Raw genomic sequence first — 18125 nt, forward strand, 5'->3', positions numbered from 1 at the left:
TTGATGATCTGTGACTCGCTGAATTTGCTTTTTTTCATTGTCCCTAATTTATAAAACTACATTAATAATCGTAGCTATTTTTAGGGGAGATTACAGGTAGTTTTCTGATATTGGTAAACAAAGAATTTATGCCAAATTCTGTCACTTGGGGGAATTACTTTATTCAATTGGTCTTTTTAGCCTCTATTATCGGAGCTATTTTGGGTATCTTCTCTCTACTCTATTTTATTCGAAAAAAAGAACAGATGAAAGGAAGTGATGATGAGTTGTTGGCTCCTTGGCATACCACAAAAGGAGAAGTGCAAATTAGTTAACTATACTTTTTTATGATATTCTATTTATAAAGATGAAAACAAATACATATGATTTAATTATTGTTGGGGGTGGGATTTTAGGGACCTTTCATGCCTATCATGCGTTACAAATGGGATTACGCGTGCTCCAACTCGAAAAAGATAATTTCCCCGTGGGATCTACTGTTCGTAATTTCGGACAGGTAGTGCCATCGGGGATGGCAGGCGAATGGTTTGATTATGGTGTGCGAGGACTTGAAATATATCAGTCTATTCAGAAAGAGATGGATATATCCGTTAGAAATAACGGCAGCATCTATATTGCTTCGGATAGTGATGAAGTTCAGGTGCTTCACGAGCTATCTAAGCACTATCAGGGAAAAGGATATGATCATGAACTTTGGTCAAAGGAGCAAGTTCTATTGCAATATCCCGTAATGAATGCTGATTATGTTAAAGAGGCTATCTTTTTTCCGCAGGAACTCAGTGTAGAGCCCGAGTCAATGATTAGACAGCTGCATATTTATATGCAAAATAAGTTTGTGGACTATACGTTGAAATACGATACGACAATTGTGGCCTGCGAGGATAAAAATAATGCTGTTGTTGTCACGAGCAGTACGCTAGAAAACTTTGAAGGGAAGAAATTGCTTATCTGTAATGGATACGAGTTTAAAATTTTATATCGTTCCTTGTTTGATAATAGCGGGCTTGAAATTAGCAAGCTGCAAATGATGCGTACAAAGCCTTTGGCTCATATTTATCTTCCTGGGAATATCTTAACTGGGTTGACCATTCGTCGATACGAGAGTTTTGAAGAATATTGCCCTTCGTTTCAAACAATTCCAATGCCTGATTACTACCAGGAGCTGCGCAATTATGGAATTCATATCCTATTTAAACAGGCCACGGATGGTAGTATTATTATCGGTGATTCGCATGAATATGCAACGGGAAACAGACTGGATGAACTGGGCTTCTCAGTAAGCTCCTATATCAATGAATTGATGATTGCGGAAGCCAACCGTATCATGCCAATGGACCGTACCTGGATTTCATCTTCTTGGGCAGGTTATTATTCGCAGCACAAAGATCATATTCTTGAAATCGACGTTAGCCCAAGAATACATGTTAGAACCGGTATTGGAGGGAAAGGAATGACAGCAAGTGCTGGCTATGCCGAACAGAGTATTGAAAAACTTTTTTAATTTAGACATATTGAAGAGCCCCGCTATCACATCTAGCGGGGCTCTTTCGTTTTTAAGCTATTTATTTGATCAGTTTGTACAGACTTCCTAAAACGTACAGTTTGTCTTTCTTAATAAGGTCAAGCTTTATAAAATTCAATTAGTAAATAACTAAATTATGAAGAGGATGTCTGGTAAATCTTTTTATTGCATCAACTAATTGACCAGTTGTTTGTTCTTTATAAAACATTATCTGATCAATATTTCCTTATTGTTTAGGCGTTAAATAATGTTTTTATTAACTTCACGGTCACAATAAACCAGATCTAAATATTAGAAGTGAATGGCAAATAATGTTTTTCCTGAAAATGAGTTAAGAAGGATAGAAAAATTAAAGTCCTATGAGTTAATGGGACTCGGGAAAGACCCTGAGCTGGATGTTTTTGCGCAGGCAGCCTGTCTGATTACAGATTGTCCTGCAGCTTTAATTGCCATGATGGAAGAAGAAACACAACGTATTCAAAGTTGCGTTGGGATGGAGCTGGATACCGTTGAAAGGAAGAATACGGTCTGTCAATACACCATAATGAGTAAGGAGGTCCTTGTTATTGAAGATACTTTTGAAGATTCACGCTCGTCTTCCAATCCATTGATTCGCGAAGGAAATATCCGTTTTTATGCCGGAGTTCCTCTTTTGGATGATGATGGTGATGCTCTTGGGACAATCTGTGTCATTGATTTCCATCCGAAAAAGCTTTCGGATAAACAAAAAGACTCGTTGGAGGAGCTTGGCAAGGCGGTGACCAAAATATTATTGGGGAAAAAACGAAAAGTACAGGCTGGTTATTTCTCCGAAATTTTTCACCTGACGAACAATATTATTTGTGTATTGGATGAGGCGCGCAAGGTAAAAGAAGTTAACCCTGCATTTAGTAAAGTCTTGGGATTGTCCAGATCGAATAGTTTAGGCAAATCTATTTTTACATTATTGGGGGACACTGAAAGGGAGTTAGTGTCGGACTTAGGTCGAGTTGAGGAAACAAAGTACGGCGTTCAATCTACGAGTAGGACTAAAATAGAAAATGGTCAAGTTGTCGAAATTGAATGGCATTTCAAATATGATCCGATAAATCATGATATTCTGGCCTTTGGCAGAAACGTAACAAAAGAGCGCGAAGAAAAACTCAAGTTGGAGAATTCCGAACGTAGATTTCGTAGCTTTTTTGAAAATGCGATTGGCCTCATGAGTATGCATGATTTGGACGGTAATATTCTATCCGTCAATGAAAAAGGAAGAGAGGTGTTGCGGTATGCCAAAGAAGAGGTAAAAGGACTTAACCTCAAGAAATTGGTTCCGTCTCATCATGTGGGTCTGGTTGAAGAATATCTCAAGCGCATTGCCAGCAATAAAGAGGATTCTGGAATGATGGTTCTCCAAACAAAAGATGGTGAAGATATTTCTTGGCTATACCACAATATGTTGGAGACGGATGAGAATGGACGATCTTATGTTGTCAGTACAGCCTTGAATATGACGGATCGATTGCGACTTGAAAATGATCTTTTGCATACCAAACAGATCCTGGAGCAGACCAATGCTGTCGCTCAGGTTGGCGGATGGGAGGTCAACTTAGTTGAAAACAAGGTCTATTGGTCCGAGTCCACGAAGCTAATTCATGGTGTGGCTTCTGATTTTACACCTGATTTTGAACATGCAATCGGATTTTATGAGCCGGAAAGCCAGGTTATTTTGCGTGAAATTTTTGAAGACGCCATTACATCAAGAACACCTTACGATACCGAATTGCGCCTATTAAAGCAAAATGGCGAATCAATTTGGGTACGGGTAAAAGGTATTCCCGAATTTGAAAACGATGTGTGTAAGCGTGTTTTTGGAATTATTCAGGATATCGATCAAAGTAAATCGCTATTCTTGGAGCTGAAACGCAAAGAATCGATGTTACGTGCGTTTGTGGATTATGTTCCTGCTTCGGTTGCTATGTTTGACCGAGACTTTAACTATATTTCGGTCAGTAATCAATGGTTAGAAGATTTTCACGAAGGGGTAAGCTTGCCGCCAAGTAGTAACTTTTTCAATCTGTTTCCAAATATCCCAGAAAATAGAAAAAAAATCTACCTTGATGCGCTGGAGGGAATACCTTATAAGAATACGGATGAGGTCATACAGGCTGGCGGACTTGCCGAAGCGCAACATTTCAATTGGGAGGTAAGACCTTGGCATCTTGCTGATGGAAGTATAGGTGGGATCATTATTTTTACACAAAATATCACGGATTCGGTAAAAATAAATGATGAATTAAAGTTAGCGAAGGAACTGGCCGATCTGGCGAGTAGAGCAAAGTCCGAATTCCTCGCCAATATGAGTCACGAAATTCGAACGCCTTTAAACGGTGTGATCGGATTCTCCGATTTGTTGTTAAAAACACCATTAAATGATACACAGGTCCAATACCTCGGCTATATCAATGAATCAGGAAATAGCTTACTCAATATTATTAATGACATTTTAGACTTTTCAAAAATTGAATCGGGTAAACTCGAACTATTTGTTGATAAGTATAACGTATATGATGTAGCCAATCAGGTTATTAATGTTGTTCTCTATCAAGCACAACGAAAAGAAGTCGAACTGCTTTTGAACATTGAGCAGGGACTGCCGGCTTTTGTTTGGATTGATGAGGCACGTATTAAGCAAGTGCTGGTGAATTTATTAGGTAATGCAGTTAAGTTTACGGAAAAAGGCGAAATCGAATTTAAGATCAGTAAACTTCGCAATGATGAGAATAAATTAACCTTACGTTTTGCGGTTAGAGATACGGGGATAGGAATTCCGCCAGAGAAGCAACAACGCATCTTTGATGCCTTTACGCAAGAAGATAGCTCGGTAAGTAAACGATATGGGGGCACGGGACTCGGTTTGACCATCTCCAACAACCTCTTGAAATACATGGGAAGTAAATTGAATCTGGAAAGCGAACAGGGTGTCGGGTCGACGTTCTATTTTGATATCGAGGTCCGATGTGAAGAAATGGAGGATGAAGATACAGCTTTACCTTTAAATCGTGTCCTCGTTGTCGATGACAACGCTAATAATCGGATCATCCTGCAACATATGTTGGCCTATAAAAACGTCGAATCTGTCCTCGCAGAAAACGGCATGGAAGCCTTACAGTTGTTGATGAAAGGGGAACGTTTCGATGTTATTTTAATGGACTACCATATGCCGATCTTATCGGGCCTCGAAACAATAGAAAAAATCAAAGAACTCTTTAGAAAACAGGAAGAAGGTATCCCCTTGATTGTGTTGCACACTTCGTCAGAAGAGCATGAGGTGATTTCAGCATTTAGACAAGAAGAGCGGTCATTCTGTCTACTTAAGCCGATTAAATCCGAGGAACTGTATTCGACTTTAAGAAGGGCGATACAACAGAATAGGGAGGATGCAGTACAATTAAAGGCGAATGCAAACTTATCGTTATCATCGGATCCGTACGGTCAAGACGTTCAGGTGCTGTTGGCAGACGACAATGCCGTTAATATGGCCCTTAATTTACGCATGATGGCAAGTATAATGCCAGGGGCACTCTTAACCGAAGTTTCTGACGGAGCACAAGCCATTCATGCTTGCAAAGAAAAACAATTTGATTTTATTTTGATGGATGTTCAGATGCCCGAGGTCGATGGGATCGAAGCAACCAAACAGATCCGGCAAATGGCAGGTTATGCTGAAACACCTATTATCGGTGTTACCGCCGGTAATATTTCAGGCGAAAAAGAACGCTGTCTCGAAGCGGGGATGTCTGACTTTCTAGCTAAACCTATTCGGCAACAGGATTTATTCAAAGCCTTGGAAAAAGCGATGTTATCGGTGAAACCTAGTGCTGCCGAAGCTTCAGATCTGGAGGATTTGGATGAGCATTTGGATATGCAGCGCCTCGAAGAACAGGCGGGTGATGATCCTGCATTTTTAACCTTTTTTCTGGATTTGGTCGTTCGGGAAATCACGGGGTCCAGAAATCAGTTAAAGGAGGCAATTGATACAAACGATATTGTACGCATCAAAGAACTCCTTCATAAGTTACGGGGAACTTCATCGACAGCCGGACTGATCAAGTTGGCCCAAATGACCAAAGACTTGGAGACCAGCCCAACGATTGAAACTGAGCTCGCGACCGCTTTTGTGGCAATCGAACAAGAAATGGATATAGGATTGGAATTAATTACAAAAATCTTAAATAAATAATGATATGTTGATTTTAATAGCGGAAGACGACGAATTGATACTGCGTACTGTTGAACACAAATTAGTGAAAGAAGGACACGAAGTGGTGCTGACCAGAAATGGCCGTGAAGCCATCGAGAAGATTAATGAGCTAGATTTGGATTTAGTTGTAACGGATATTATGATGCCTTTTGCTTCTGGTATTGAAATTCTTTCGGCAATAAAGCGTATTGGAAAGAAAATCCCTGTCATCGTATTATCAAGTATGGGGCAAGAGGAGGTCGTGGTTGATGCATTTGATTTAGGCGCATCTGATTTTATGGTTAAGCCATTTAGTCCAAACGAACTGATTCTTAGAATAAAACGCCTAATAAATAAATAAAATTATGCATCACCATATCGAGCTACATGAGCTTATTCTGGCGATTGTTATCGTATTGATTTTAGTACTATTGTTGATTATCACGGTACTGGGATACAGCTTTTATAGCTATAGAATCCTTCATAATAGGCAATCGTGGCGACAGATCATCGAGTACAAAATTATGGAGACTATTGTCGGTGGCGATGAGAATAGCGATCGAGATTTGGAGTTTGCGGAGTATTTGAAAGAACCGTCTTTTCGAGCTCTTTTTTTAGATGTATTAGTTGACTCTGATAGAAAATTTTCTGGTGGAGCTAAACAATCGATCAATAGGTTGTTTCATGATTTTAAATTGGAGGATGAGGCTTGGCGGAAGCTTCGGCATAGAAAAGCTTATTTGGTTGCCGGTGGGGTTCAGGAGCTTGCTGCAATGAATGTCGAATCAGCAATCCCAGAGATAACAGCCAAGCTTAATGATTCCCGTACCGCAGTATATCAAGAAGCACAATATGCAATTGTAACTTTCAAAGGGTATGAGGGGCTTGGTTTTTTGGATCATTTCGATCGTCCCTTATCAGACTGGCAACAATTACGTTTATTGTTTTCTATTCATGAAATACCGGAACTTTCAGAGTTACACGTTGATACCTGGCTTAAGAGTTCAAATGATTCTGTTGTCATATTTACGTTGCGCTTGATCCGAAAATTTAGATTGATGACTTTTTATACGGAAGTTTTTAACCTATTGGATCATCTATCTACGAAGGTTCGTATACAAGCCATACGGACATTGCAGGCCATTGAGAATAGTGGGACGATTCAGCAATTTATACAAAATTTTGATCTGCAACCAATCGAAGTTCAGATAGAAATCCTTAAAGCGATGAAAATTGCCAAAAGTAGAGAAAGTGAGCATTTTCTGAAGGATCAACTTTGGAATCATAGTCAAGTGTCAATTAAAATTTCTGCCGCAGAAGTACTCGTTGTGCTAGGAGAAGAACAGTATCTGCGTGAAATTTCACAACGTGAAGATACATACGACGAACTTACACAAATTATTAAACACGCATTGCAAGAGAAAAAATGTTAGAGTTTTCCCATATCGTATACGAAATTATAGTTTGGTTATTTTTGCTTTATTCGGCAGCAGTATTCATTATCTATACTTGGATAGGGCTATACGCTTATGGAGCGGTGTTTCGTTACAAACATAATAATACGTTTACGGACTATAGTATTATTGCTACCAACCCCAACGCGCCTACATTCAGTCTGATTGCTCCAGCTTACAATGAGGGGATGACCATCGTTGAAAATGTACGTTCTTTATTGTCGCTATATTATCATAATCTGGAAATTATCATCGTCAATGATGGTAGTAAAGACGACTCAATTTTGAAATTGATCGCCTCTTATGAACTTGAACCCACGTCTTTTTTTGTTCAGGGAAATATTGAGACCAAGGATATAAGAGGGATCTATAAGAGCAAAAATCCGGCGTTTAAGAAGCTGATTGTTGTTGACAAGGAAAATGGCGGTAAGGCTGATGCGCTCAACGTCGGTGTTAATATTTCTTCTGGAGATTATATCGTCTGTATTGATGTAGACTGTATTTTGGAACAGGATGCTATTTTAAAATTAGCAAAGCCATTTTTGGAACAGACCGACAAACGCGTTATAGCCTGTGGCGGAGTTATACGTTTGGCCAATAACTGTAATGTCGTGAATGGTTCTGTCGTGGACGTTAATCTTCCAAAATCATGGTTGGGGCGTACGCAGGCTTTAGAGTACATCCGTGCTTTTATTTTAGGTCGAATGGCTTGGTCAAGGGCTTCGGGTTTAATTCTTATTTCCGGGGCATTTGGCGCTTTTGACCGGGAGATCGTATTGGCTTGTGGGGGGTATGACCGAAATACGGTGGGAGAAGACATGGAGCTTGTTGTTCGTATGCGCCGCTATATGGAGGAGCAAAAGCAAGCCTACGAGGTGGTTAACATTCCTGATCCATTGTGCTGGACCGAAGTACCCGAGTCAAAAGAAGTATTACGTAAACAGCGTAATCGTTGGATGCGGGGTACTATGGAAACCTTATGGAAACATCGAAAACTCATGTTCAATCCGAAATATGGCCGTTTTGGTATGGTCAGTATGCCTTATTGGTTTTTCTTTGAGTTCCTGGGGCCTATTGTCGAATTTACGGGCTATATTGTTTTTATAATCTTTTTTATTCTGGGAATCATCAACTGGCCATTTTTCTTTGCGCTATTTGCATTGGTGATTGCTTCCGGAATTTTGTATTCGATCTATGCGATCTTGGTTGATCTTGTTAGTCATCAGGTTTATTCTAAGAAACGAGATCTTTCCACCCTAATAACTACGGCGATACTAGAACCTTTATACTTTCACCCCATTGTTGTTAAAGCCGGGGTACAGGGGGTTGTTGATTACTTTCGAAAGCAGCATGGCTGGGGAGAAATGACACGACAAGGCTTTCAACAAAAAGATGCGAATGAGTCGGTTTGGAAATACCTCGGTCAGCGATTAAATCTTTCGTTACAGAGCTTAGGACCTGTTATGTTGGTTGTTTTTGCCTTGTATATGTTGTCCGTTGGTGTAGAATGGTGGTGGTACGGTCGTCGATTTGTTCAGCTTTCGGAGTCACATGCCGGGAAATACCTGTTTTTGGATAACGTCTTGTTCATCTTTCAAGCCTTGGCCTGTTTGGGAATCGGCTATTTATTGCTTCAGTTCATAAGCAGTTTTTGGGCGAGACTTCTTATGGTTATATCGTTCTCGTTTATTGTCGTTATGCAATTCATCTTGTTTCTGTATTTTGGCGAATCCAGAAATTTGCTTGGAGCTGATATGTTCTATTACAGTTCGGAAGAGATGAAGCAAATTTTGGAGGCTAGCGGTATGTTGAGTTTTACCAATATTGCTTTACTTTTATTATTGATCGTAATTTCTTGGGTTCCCCTTTGGATTGCCAATAAACAGACATTCAAAAAGCCCTATGCTAGTATTGCACTGTTATTTTTGGGGATTATATCGTTTTTCATCTCCTCGGCTTCGTTTTTGGGGGGTAGCGCTGAAAAAGATGAATTCGTAGCCAATGCAAGTCGGAGTAAATGGCGTTATTTTTTTGATTCTAATTTATCCAATTACGTGGATGATCACCCCGGGATGTTCGCTATGTTCAATAAAGACGATGATGATGCAAAAGTGTTGGATACTAAATTTCCTTTTTTGAAAAAAGAGGATACGAAAGATTTCCTGGGGACATACATGCAAAAAACGGCGAAAGTACCTAATTTGGTCATTCTTGTTATCGAAGGTTTAGGACATGCCTATAGTGCTGAAAATGGCTATATTGGCAACTTTACACCTTTTATAGGTACATTGAAGCAACAGTCTTTGTATTGGGATAATAATATGAGTTCCTCGGGTCGGACATTTTCCGTTTTACCGACCATAACAGGTTCGTTGCCTTTTGCGACACATGGATTCCTGGAACAAGACACCTTGCCAGACAACTTCAATTTATTTAATATTCTGAAGAGTAATGGATTCAATACTGGATTTTTCTATGGTGGTCATTCTAATTTCGATTTCATGAAAAAGTTCATGGATTATAATAAAATAGATATGCTCATGGACCAAGCGGCATTCGGACCTCCTTATAAAAAATTGCCCGAAAAGGGAGGGGAGAGCTGGGGATATGAAGATCAGGCTGTCTTTAGCAAACTTCTTGAAGTACAGAAAGTACAGGAACACCCTTATTTCCATGTGCTTTTGACGCTATCAACCCACAATCCGTTTTTGATTAATAATGCGGCTCATTATGAGCAATTGTTTGATCAACGTATAGCAACATTGAACCTTACACCGGAACAAAAAAAGTGGGCTTTGGAGAACCGTACCCAACTTGTTTCGGTACTGAATTTGGATGATGCGATGGAGCAGTTCTTTAAAGAATATAAAAAGAGACTAGATTTTGCGAATACTATTTTTGTCATAACTGGAGACCACGCGATGCCTGAGATACCATTGCAAAGCAAAATCGATCGTTTTCATGTTCCCTTGTTGATTTATTCACCACTTTTAAAAGGGCCAAAGACTTTTCATAATTTTGTTAGCCATTTTGATGTCGCGCCTACTATATTGGCCTACTATCGTGAAAATTTTGGGCTTAAAACTCCTAGCCAAGTTACATGGATCGGTGAAGGGCTCGATAAGGGGGCTTCGACACAGGGAGATGGTATAGCCATGATGCAGAGTAAAAATCAATTGATTGATTTTGTGAAAGGCAGTTACCATCTTTCCGATGGACAACTGTATAAACTGGATGGTGTGCTCAATGAAGATGCCGCTGCTGATAATGCGAAAGAAGAATTGTCCAAGCGCTTTGAATTATTTAAGCGCAAGAACAAACTTTTTTATACGCAAAAGCGACTTCTTCCGGATAGTGTTTATACAAATTACTTTAATCGAACAGAGAAGAACTAGAATTTTCGAATATAACCAAGGATGATGTCCAATTGATTTCCTCGCTCTTTCGGCCTGAATTCTTGGTTATAATAGGTGCCCGAAATTGAAAATAAGTTACTTTGCTTAACGGAGAAATTATACTCGGCACCTACTTTGAATGTTTTTAATTTATAGGAAGCGTTGTCCAATAGATTATTTCGGTTTTCCTCGGGGCTCAGACCCGTTCCGGCACTAAATCCGAAGTAATCATTTGCTCCTTTTGTATAATAGCGGACTGTTCCGGTATAGGATTGGGAAATATTCTTTTCGCCCGGTGTAAGGTAAGTCCTCAGATTGAACCAAAAGTTTTGGTAATATTTTCCGACTGAAGCCGTGTACATCCAGATGTTGTCACTAAAATAAAGCTGACGATATCCGATTTCCCCCTCAAAGCTGTTCGGAAGATTGGCATAGAGAGACACACCAGTTCTATATTTCGCAAAAATCCCCACATTATTGGAATATCCAGCACCGACATATAAGTAAAATATCTTTGAAATACGTGGGTAAGCCTCCATCTCAAATTGGACGCCATTTTCTGCAAATTTATTCGCATAGTTCGTTCTGAAAATAACTGATCCTATTGGTGTTGCCCGTTTATAACTTAATCCAACAATGTGCCAATTATGATCAAACTGTTTGTCAAAATAGACGAAATTATACGTCAGACCGATTGCATTTTTAGCCGTATATTCTTCAATATTTTTTGCCAGCGCTCTTGCTTCCGTATTTTTGGGATTAATTGCCAATAAATTATTAATTGCCTTTTCGGCTGCCTCATAATGATCATTGCCATAACTTATTTTACCTTTTAAAAGAAGTAAATCCTGAGACCGCGGATGTATGCTAAGCCCTTTGTCTATAATTGCAATCGCTCTGTCGGTCTGATCATTCCAATATTCCAATGAGGCGTAGGCTAAAAAGAAATCTTCATCACTTGTATTCTTTTTATCCAGTTCTGTAAAAATGGTTCGTGCCGAATCAATTTTATCCGACCAGGTATAAAGACGTCCGAGAAAAATGCTAATATCCGTGTAATCTGGTGCTTGAAGTAGGGCCTGTTTAGATAATTGAATGGCTTGCGGATAATCTTTTGAATCAAAAGCTACTTTTCGCGCTTTTACAAATAGATCATCAGCGGTGAGTTTCGTCTCTTGCGCGACAGAAAATAAGGGTAATAAAGAGAGGGAGAGTAATGGATAAATTACTTTTTTCATTCCAGATCGTAAATTTGACATTTAAGCTTGCTAATATATAAACTAAAATTAGGAAATTTTGTTTGTCGCTAGTTGTTTTAAAATAAATTTTTGAACTCTTTTAAAGCATTCTAACGATCATTTCGGAATGCATTCCGAAATGATCGTTAGAATGAAAGTTTTGAAAAACGCCAATGGAATGTGTCAACAACCGTTAACTGGTTGCTATCTACGGGTAATCCGGTTACTATTTTAAGTACCTGCATCGCCATCATGCTGCCGATAATACCGGGCAAGGGGCCCAGCACCCCATTTTTATCGCAATTTGGAACCTGCTCCGGATCGGGGGGCGTTGGAAAGATATCTAATAGGTTTTTACTACCCTGATAGTTAAAGACAGCCAGCTGCCCTTCAAAACCATAGATGCTACCGTATACCAAAGGTTTATCGAGTTGTAGGCACGTATGATTAAGCAGGTAGCGTGTCGTAAAGTTATCACAGCAATCGACAATGATATGATAGGGAGCGAGCATTGCTAGCGCGTTGTCAGCATCTATTTTTACCTGAAAGGGTTCAAAATCAATTGTGCTATTGTGCTGTCGTATATAGGCTGCGGCACTTTCTGTTTTTGCTTGGTTTATATTATCTTCGGAATGAATGATCTGTCTATTTAGATTGTGGATTTCAACCTGGTCAAAATCAATCAGGCCAAGTTTGCCTATACCGGCCGCGGCTAAATATTGAACGACAGGACTCCCGAGTCCGCCTGCACCAACGACCAATACCTTGGCATCCATAATCTTCCGTTGTCCGGCAACGCCAATCTCTTCGATAAAAATCTGTCTGCTATAGCGATCAAAAATGTTATCTTTTTTCATGTATTTAACGTACAATACCCGCGTAATTGCTTTCCCAGTCTTTCATCACTGGAGAATAGCCCATTTTTCGGATTTGATTTTTTATTGTTTCCATATCTCTTTCATCACTTACTTCAAATTGTTCCAAAGCTTGGGGATCGACAACATAGCCTCCCGGATTGGTTTTTGAAGCGGCACTCATTGTGGTTACGCCAATAGGTATGATATGATCTCTGAAGGTTTCGTTCTCTCGGGTAGAAATAGAGATTTCCAAATTTTCATTCCACAGACGATATGCGCAGATCAACTGCAGCAGATCACGATCTGCCAAATGAAAATTTGGCTCAACAGAACCCGCGGCTGGTCGTAAGCGCGGAAAGGAAATGGAATAGCGTGTCTGCCAATATTGTTTTTGCAAGTAGGAAATGTGTGCCGCGGTGAAAAAGCTGTCCACCCGCCAGTCCTCTAGCCCAAGTAATACCCCCAGTCCGATTTTATGGATTCCGGCCCGGCCTATACGGTCAGGCGTATCCAAACGATAGTCAAAATTGGACTTCTTTCCTTTCGGATGATATTGTTTGTAAACTTCCCGATGGTAGGTTTCCTGATAGACCAAAATTGCATAAACCCCTGCGGCCTGTAGTAGTCGGTACTCGGATTCTTCCAGCGGCTGTACCTCAATGGATATCTGTGAAAAATGAGGTTTTAAAAGCCGAATAGCGTTTAGGAAATAATTGATCTCGACCGTTTTGTTGGCTTCTCCGCTAACGAGTAAAATGTGGTTGATTCCCATGGTTTTGAGTGCCATTGCCTCCAGTAATAGTTCTGTGTTGTTAAGTGTTTTGCGTTTAATTTTATTGTCCATGCTAAAACCGCAATATGTACAGATATTTTGGCACTCATTACTCAGGTAAAGAGGGGCATAGAGCTGTATGGTTTTACCGAAGCGACGTTGCGTGATTTGTTGTGTTTTTTGTGCCATTTGTTCTAGATACGGTGCTGCAGCCGGTGAGATGAGTGCCCTAAAGTCAGCGAGTGTTAAATGGTCTTTTTCTAACGCATGTTGTACATCCTGATTGGTAGCGTCATAAATCTGCGTGTGGACGTCATTCCAGGAGTATTCATCGAGAATCGTTTTGAAATCTGTCATAAGAGAATCATCAATCAAATAAAAATGAAGTTAAGGGACTCGAACCGATTGCTTTTGATCCGATCTTTCCTAAACCGGCCTCATAAGCCTTTCGTCCCGCAATAACAGCCTCTTTGAATGCTTCGGCCATACGTATCGGATTATTGGAGACCGCAATTGCCGTATTGACCAAGACTGCATCGGCTCCGATTTCCATGGCTTTGGCGGCATCGGATGGAGCTCCGATCCCAGCATCTACAACCACAGGGACATTACTCTCCTCAATAATAATTTCGAGAAAGTCTAGTGTGCGAAGCCCTTTATTACTACCAATAGGAGCACCTAAAGGCATAACAACTGCAGTACCTGCATTTTCCAATCTTTTACAAAGTACTGGATCTGCGTGAATATAGGGCATGACAACGAAACCCAGTTTGGCCAGCGATTCAGTTGCACGCAGGGTTTCAATAGGATCGGGCAGTAAATAACGAGGGTCGGGATGAATTTCCAGCTTTACCCAGTTGGTTTCCAGTGCCTCCCGTGCAAGTTGGGCTGCGAGCACAGCTTCTTCAGCAGTTCGTGCTCCCGAAGTATTGGGAAGCAAATCGATTGCCGCCAGGTCGAGTGCACTGATGAGACTGTCGTCTGAGCTGGTCTGGTCGATTCGTTTGAGGGCAACGGTGACCAATTGGGAGGCCGAAGCCACAATGGCATCGCTCATTTCTGTGAGATTACCGAATTTGCCCGTACCCAGAAATAATCTGGATTCAAATACGCGATCGGCTATATGTAGGTTGTTCATAATAAAATTTTATTGATGGATGAAACAATGTTTGGAGTCTTGGTTACGATTCCGGAGAGTGCTACACCGTAAACTCCAATTTCTAATAGCTGTTGGATATCTTCAAGTTGGCTTATACCGCCAATTGCGAATATTGGAATAGGGGGCAAGTCTTCTAGGTGGACTTGTCGGATGATGTTTTCATATCCTGCAATCCCCAATAGGGGACTTAGTTTTTGTTTTGTTGTGGTATAGTTGAATGGTCCGAGTCCAATATAGTCACAATGTTCACTTATTCTTTGTTTTACATCCGCAAAGCTATTGGCAGTACCGCCGATTATTTTTCCTGCCCCCAATATGTTCCGGGCAGCTGTGACGCTGCAGTCATCCAGTCCCAAGTGCACTCCATCAGCATCTACAGCCGCTGCAAGCAAAGGATGGTCATTGATAATACAGCTGGCACCAAATTCGGAACAGGTTTGCTTGATCTGTTCTGCAAGCAGGTAGCGGCTCTTTTCATCGGCGTCCTTCCATCTGATCTGTATCCATTTGGCCCCCGCATCCAGCGCTTTCAGTATGTTATTTTTTTGTTCAGTTAATGTTTGTCCCTGCGATATATATTGGAGTTTTTCCATAGTTTTTGTTTGCATGCTATAAAATTTTGAACGGGATCAGGGTGCTTCCATAAAGTACCATATAAGGCAATTCCATCTGCACCTTGCTGCATCGGGATAAGACAGTTGCCTTGGTTTATCCCTCCAAGACCGATGAGACCAACAGTAAAGTTGGAGCGTGACGGGAGCTGATCCAACCTTGCATTATACACTCCATACCCCACTTTTGAGATGCTTGGAAATAATGGACTTAGAAAAGCATAGGCCCAACATTCATCAAGGTTATTGAATTGATCGATATCATGCACAGATGTCGAACAGATTGCTGTAGACAGCATTTGATTTGTAGATCTATCCTTTCTATTCTTTTCGTTCATATGAATACGTGCGATTCCGAGCTCAGCCGATAGGTGAGGGTGGGAATGTAGGACCAATCTGTCCAGGTACGTTGAATCTATAGATTCAACGTACCTGGACATTTGTAGGTCCGTAAAATGATACTTGCGCAAATGCAGGATATCAAGTCCTTCTTTGAACAAAGCATTTATAATCCCTTTTTCAGAAGGGATCGTTTCTGCTGCTGTCAAAGCGATGATCATAAATAGATCTCTTTTCCTTGTGCGATGAATTCCTGCGATTTTTCCAGCATTCCTTGTGCGGCACTATCTCTGATTTCCTGCGTAATTTTCATCGAACAAAATTTGGGGCCGCACATGGAGCAGAAGTGTGCCACTTTGGCCGCATCTGCAGGCAACGTTTCGTCATGATACTCCCGTGCGGTATCTGGATCCAGGGAAAGGTTGAATTGATCTTCCCACCTAAATTCAAATCTCGCTTTACTCAAGGCATTATCACGGTATTGTGCACCCGGATGTCCTTTGGCCAAATCGGCCGCATGGGCAGCTAGTTTATAGGTGATTACACCGTCTTTAACGTCTTTTTTATTTGGTAGGCCCAGATGTTCTTTGGGCGTCACATAGCAAAGCATCGCACATCCATACCAACCGATCATCGCAGCTCCAATGGCCGACGTGATATGGTCATAACCTGGAGCGATATCAGTTGTTAAGGGACCCAAGGTATAAAATGGAGCTTCGTCACAACAAGCCAATTGCTTGTCCATATTCTCTTTGATCAATTGCATAGGAACATGCCCTGGACCTTCGATCATCACCTGAACATCATGTTTCCAGGCGACCTTGGTGAGTTCGCCCAGTGTTTCGAGCTCAGCAAATTGAGCCGCATCGTTGGCGTCCGCAATGGCTCCTGGACGGAGACCATCGCCAAGTGAAAAAGCAACATCATATCGCTTCATAATCTCACAGATCTCCTCAAAATGGGTATAGAGAAAGTTCTCTTTGTGGTGGAAAAGACACCATTTGGCCATGATAGACCCACCTCTGGAGACAATGCCCGTTACTCGAGAAGCGGTGAGATGGATATAACGAAGCAGTACGCCGGCGTGTATGGTAAAGTACGAAACACCCTGTTCGGCCTGTTCAATCAAGGTATCTTTGAATATTTCCCAGGTAAGGTCCTCGGCCACCCCCTTCACTTTTTCGAGCGCCTGATAGATCGGTACCGTACCGATTGGAACGGGCGAGTTACGGATAATCCATTCGCGGGTTTCGTGAATATTTTTGCCAGTGGATAGGTCCATGATGGTATCGGCTCCCCAACGACAGGCCCATACCGCTTTTTCAACTTCTTCCTCTATACTTGAACTTACGGCGCTATTGCCAATATTGGCATTAATTTTAACAAGAAAGTTGCGCCCGATAATCATGGGTTCACTTTCAGGATGATTTATATTATTGGGGATGATCGCTCTTCCGGCAGCGATTTCCTCACGGACAAATTCTGGTGTAATAGCTTTATTATGTGTTCTAGCGCCAAAGTTTTGCCCTTTATGCTGATGATCCATTCCGGGGGTACTGGCCGTGAGCTGCTCGATACGTTGGTTTTCACGGATAGCAACGTACTCCATTTCTGGGGTAATGATGCCTTGCTTTGCATAATGTAATTGGGTGACATTCCTGCCGGCAGAGGCTACTTTCGGTTTATGGCTATACGCAAATCGGAGTTCATCTAACGTTGAATCAGAAAGGCGTTTTTGTCCATATTCAGAGCTTATGCCAGCTAGCTGTATGACATCCTGACGATCCAAGATCCACTGATCGCGAAGGCGAGGGAGGCCTTTTCGGATATCGATATGGACGGTATCATCCGTATAAGGTCCAGAAGTATCATAAATTGTTACCGGCGGATTAATTTCTACTTCTCCATTCGTTAATTTGGTTGGACTCAAGGTGATTTGACGCATGGCGACTTGAATAGGAAATAGTTTTCCGGATACAAAAATTTTCTTTGCATTTGGAAAGGGTGATTGCGTAATTGTTTCAGCTGTCATTTTTTTCTGTATTGGGTGAATTACTCGGTTGATTTTTTGGAAATGGCTATCCGCCCTGAGATGCGGTAATTAAGATAATCTGATCGTAAGGTTTAAGTGTTGTCGTAGCCCAGTCCTTTTTGGGGATGACTTTGTTGTTGATGGCTACAGCCACACCCTGAGTTTTGCCAGATAATTCCAAAAGCAACAAGCCTTCAAGTGAAGTAAGTGTGGGATCGAAAAATCGAATCTGATGGTTTATTGTAAGTTCCATTCCTTAATTTTTTTGGTAAAACTTTAGGAATGGCTACACAAAGGCACAGCAATGCACCTTGTAGACAGCTCACTTTTCCCTACGCCAGTATGATCCGGATCAGGTTCTAAGGGTAAAATCTCAGCCTGCACGAGCAGACACCCCTAAAGTTGCGACTAAGATAAGGTTATTTTTATGAAAGTTGCAAGAAATTTATTTTACAGACTTAGGCATATTGTGCAGGAAAGTACAGGTCAGTATGTGGGAAATATTTGATATATTAGTTTTTTGA

The 18125-nt window shown here is 41.0% G+C and carries 14 protein-coding genes and 1 riboswitch; of the genes, 6 read left to right on the forward strand and 8 right to left on the reverse strand.

What is annotated here, in order from left to right:
- Window positions 1–104: 104 nt before the first annotated feature.
- From L1283_RS17635 to L1283_RS17660, 6 genes are all read left to right on the forward strand, one after another.
- Window positions 105–314 (forward strand): hypothetical protein, encoded by a 210-nt coding sequence (locus L1283_RS17635; RefSeq protein WP_429626371.1) that lies wholly within the window; start codon window positions 105–107, stop codon window positions 312–314.
- Window positions 315–346: 32 nt separating this feature from the next.
- The gene (locus L1283_RS17640; protein WP_088162012.1) at window positions 347–1501 is read left to right on the forward strand and encodes a TIGR03364 family FAD-dependent oxidoreductase; all 1155 of its coding nucleotides are present in this window, start codon (window positions 347–349) and stop codon (window positions 1499–1501) included.
- 322 nt (window positions 1502–1823) lie between these two features.
- Window positions 1824–5744, forward strand: coding sequence for a response regulator (locus L1283_RS17645; RefSeq protein WP_286851986.1), 3921 nt, complete (start codon window positions 1824–1826; stop codon window positions 5742–5744).
- Between the two features lie 4 nt (window positions 5745–5748).
- Window positions 5749–6105 carry a response regulator transcription factor gene (locus L1283_RS17650; RefSeq protein WP_088162010.1) on the forward strand — a complete coding sequence of 119 codons (357 nt, stop codon included), beginning with the start codon at window positions 5749–5751 and terminating at the stop codon, window positions 6103–6105.
- A 4-nt stretch (window positions 6106–6109) separates the two neighbouring features.
- Window positions 6110–7177, forward strand: coding sequence for a hypothetical protein (locus L1283_RS17655; RefSeq protein ID WP_145327113.1), 1068 nt, complete (start codon window positions 6110–6112; stop codon window positions 7175–7177).
- Window positions 7171–10593: a sulfatase-like hydrolase/transferase gene (locus L1283_RS17660; RefSeq protein ID WP_088162008.1), complete on the forward strand. Its 3423-nt coding sequence runs from the start codon at window positions 7171–7173 to the stop codon at window positions 10591–10593. Before L1283_RS17655 ends, L1283_RS17660 begins: the two co-directional genes overlap by 7 nt.
- Here L1283_RS17660 and L1283_RS17665 read toward each other — a convergent pair.
- The 8 genes from L1283_RS17665 to thiS all read right to left on the reverse strand — a co-directional run bounded on the left by L1283_RS17665 (window position 10590) and on the right by thiS (window position 17854).
- Window positions 10590–11831, reverse strand: coding sequence for a YaiO family outer membrane beta-barrel protein (locus L1283_RS17665; protein ID WP_088162007.1), 1242 nt, complete (start codon window positions 11829–11831; stop codon window positions 10590–10592). The genes L1283_RS17660 and L1283_RS17665 overlap by 4 nt on opposite strands.
- A gap of 146 nt (window positions 11832–11977) precedes the next feature.
- The gene (locus L1283_RS17670) at window positions 11978–12688 is read right to left on the reverse strand and encodes a HesA/MoeB/ThiF family protein (RefSeq protein ID WP_088162006.1); all 711 of its coding nucleotides are present in this window, start codon (window positions 12686–12688) and stop codon (window positions 11978–11980) included.
- A 4-nt stretch (window positions 12689–12692) separates the two neighbouring features.
- A complete protein-coding gene (thiH, locus tag L1283_RS17675) occupies window positions 12693–13817 on the reverse strand; it encodes a 2-iminoacetate synthase ThiH (RefSeq protein WP_088162005.1) in 1125 nt (374 codons plus the stop codon).
- A gap of 10 nt (window positions 13818–13827) precedes the next feature.
- Complete coding sequence (locus tag L1283_RS17680) at window positions 13828–14598, reverse strand: thiazole synthase (protein ID WP_088162004.1); 771 nt, start codon at window positions 14596–14598, stop codon at window positions 13828–13830.
- Window positions 14595–15227: a thiamine phosphate synthase gene (locus L1283_RS17685; protein ID WP_244294322.1), complete on the reverse strand. Its 633-nt coding sequence runs from the start codon at window positions 15225–15227 to the stop codon at window positions 14595–14597. Before L1283_RS17685 ends, L1283_RS17680 begins: the two co-directional genes overlap by 4 nt.
- Window positions 15173–15790, reverse strand: a complete 618-nt coding sequence (locus L1283_RS17690; RefSeq protein ID WP_145327116.1) for a thiamine phosphate synthase — start codon at window positions 15788–15790, stop codon at window positions 15173–15175. The genes L1283_RS17685 and L1283_RS17690 overlap by 55 nt, the downstream gene beginning before the upstream one ends.
- On the reverse strand, window positions 15787–17601 hold the full coding sequence (thiC, locus tag L1283_RS17695) for a phosphomethylpyrimidine synthase ThiC (protein ID WP_429626367.1): 1815 nt from the start codon (window positions 17599–17601) through the stop codon (window positions 15787–15789). The genes L1283_RS17690 and thiC overlap by 4 nt, the downstream gene beginning before the upstream one ends.
- 46 nt (window positions 17602–17647) lie before the next feature.
- Window positions 17648–17854, reverse strand: coding sequence for a sulfur carrier protein ThiS (gene thiS / locus L1283_RS17700; RefSeq protein WP_088162000.1), 207 nt, complete (start codon window positions 17852–17854; stop codon window positions 17648–17650).
- 59 nt (window positions 17855–17913) lie between these two features.
- A riboswitch (TPP riboswitch) is annotated at window positions 17914–18009 on the reverse strand.
- Between the last annotated feature and the right edge of the window lie 116 nt (window positions 18010–18125).

Source organism: Sphingobacterium sp. HSC-15S19 (genome assembly GCF_050433745.1).
In the GTDB taxonomy this organism is placed as follows: domain Bacteria; phylum Bacteroidota; class Bacteroidia; order Sphingobacteriales; family Sphingobacteriaceae; genus Sphingobacterium; species Sphingobacterium siyangense.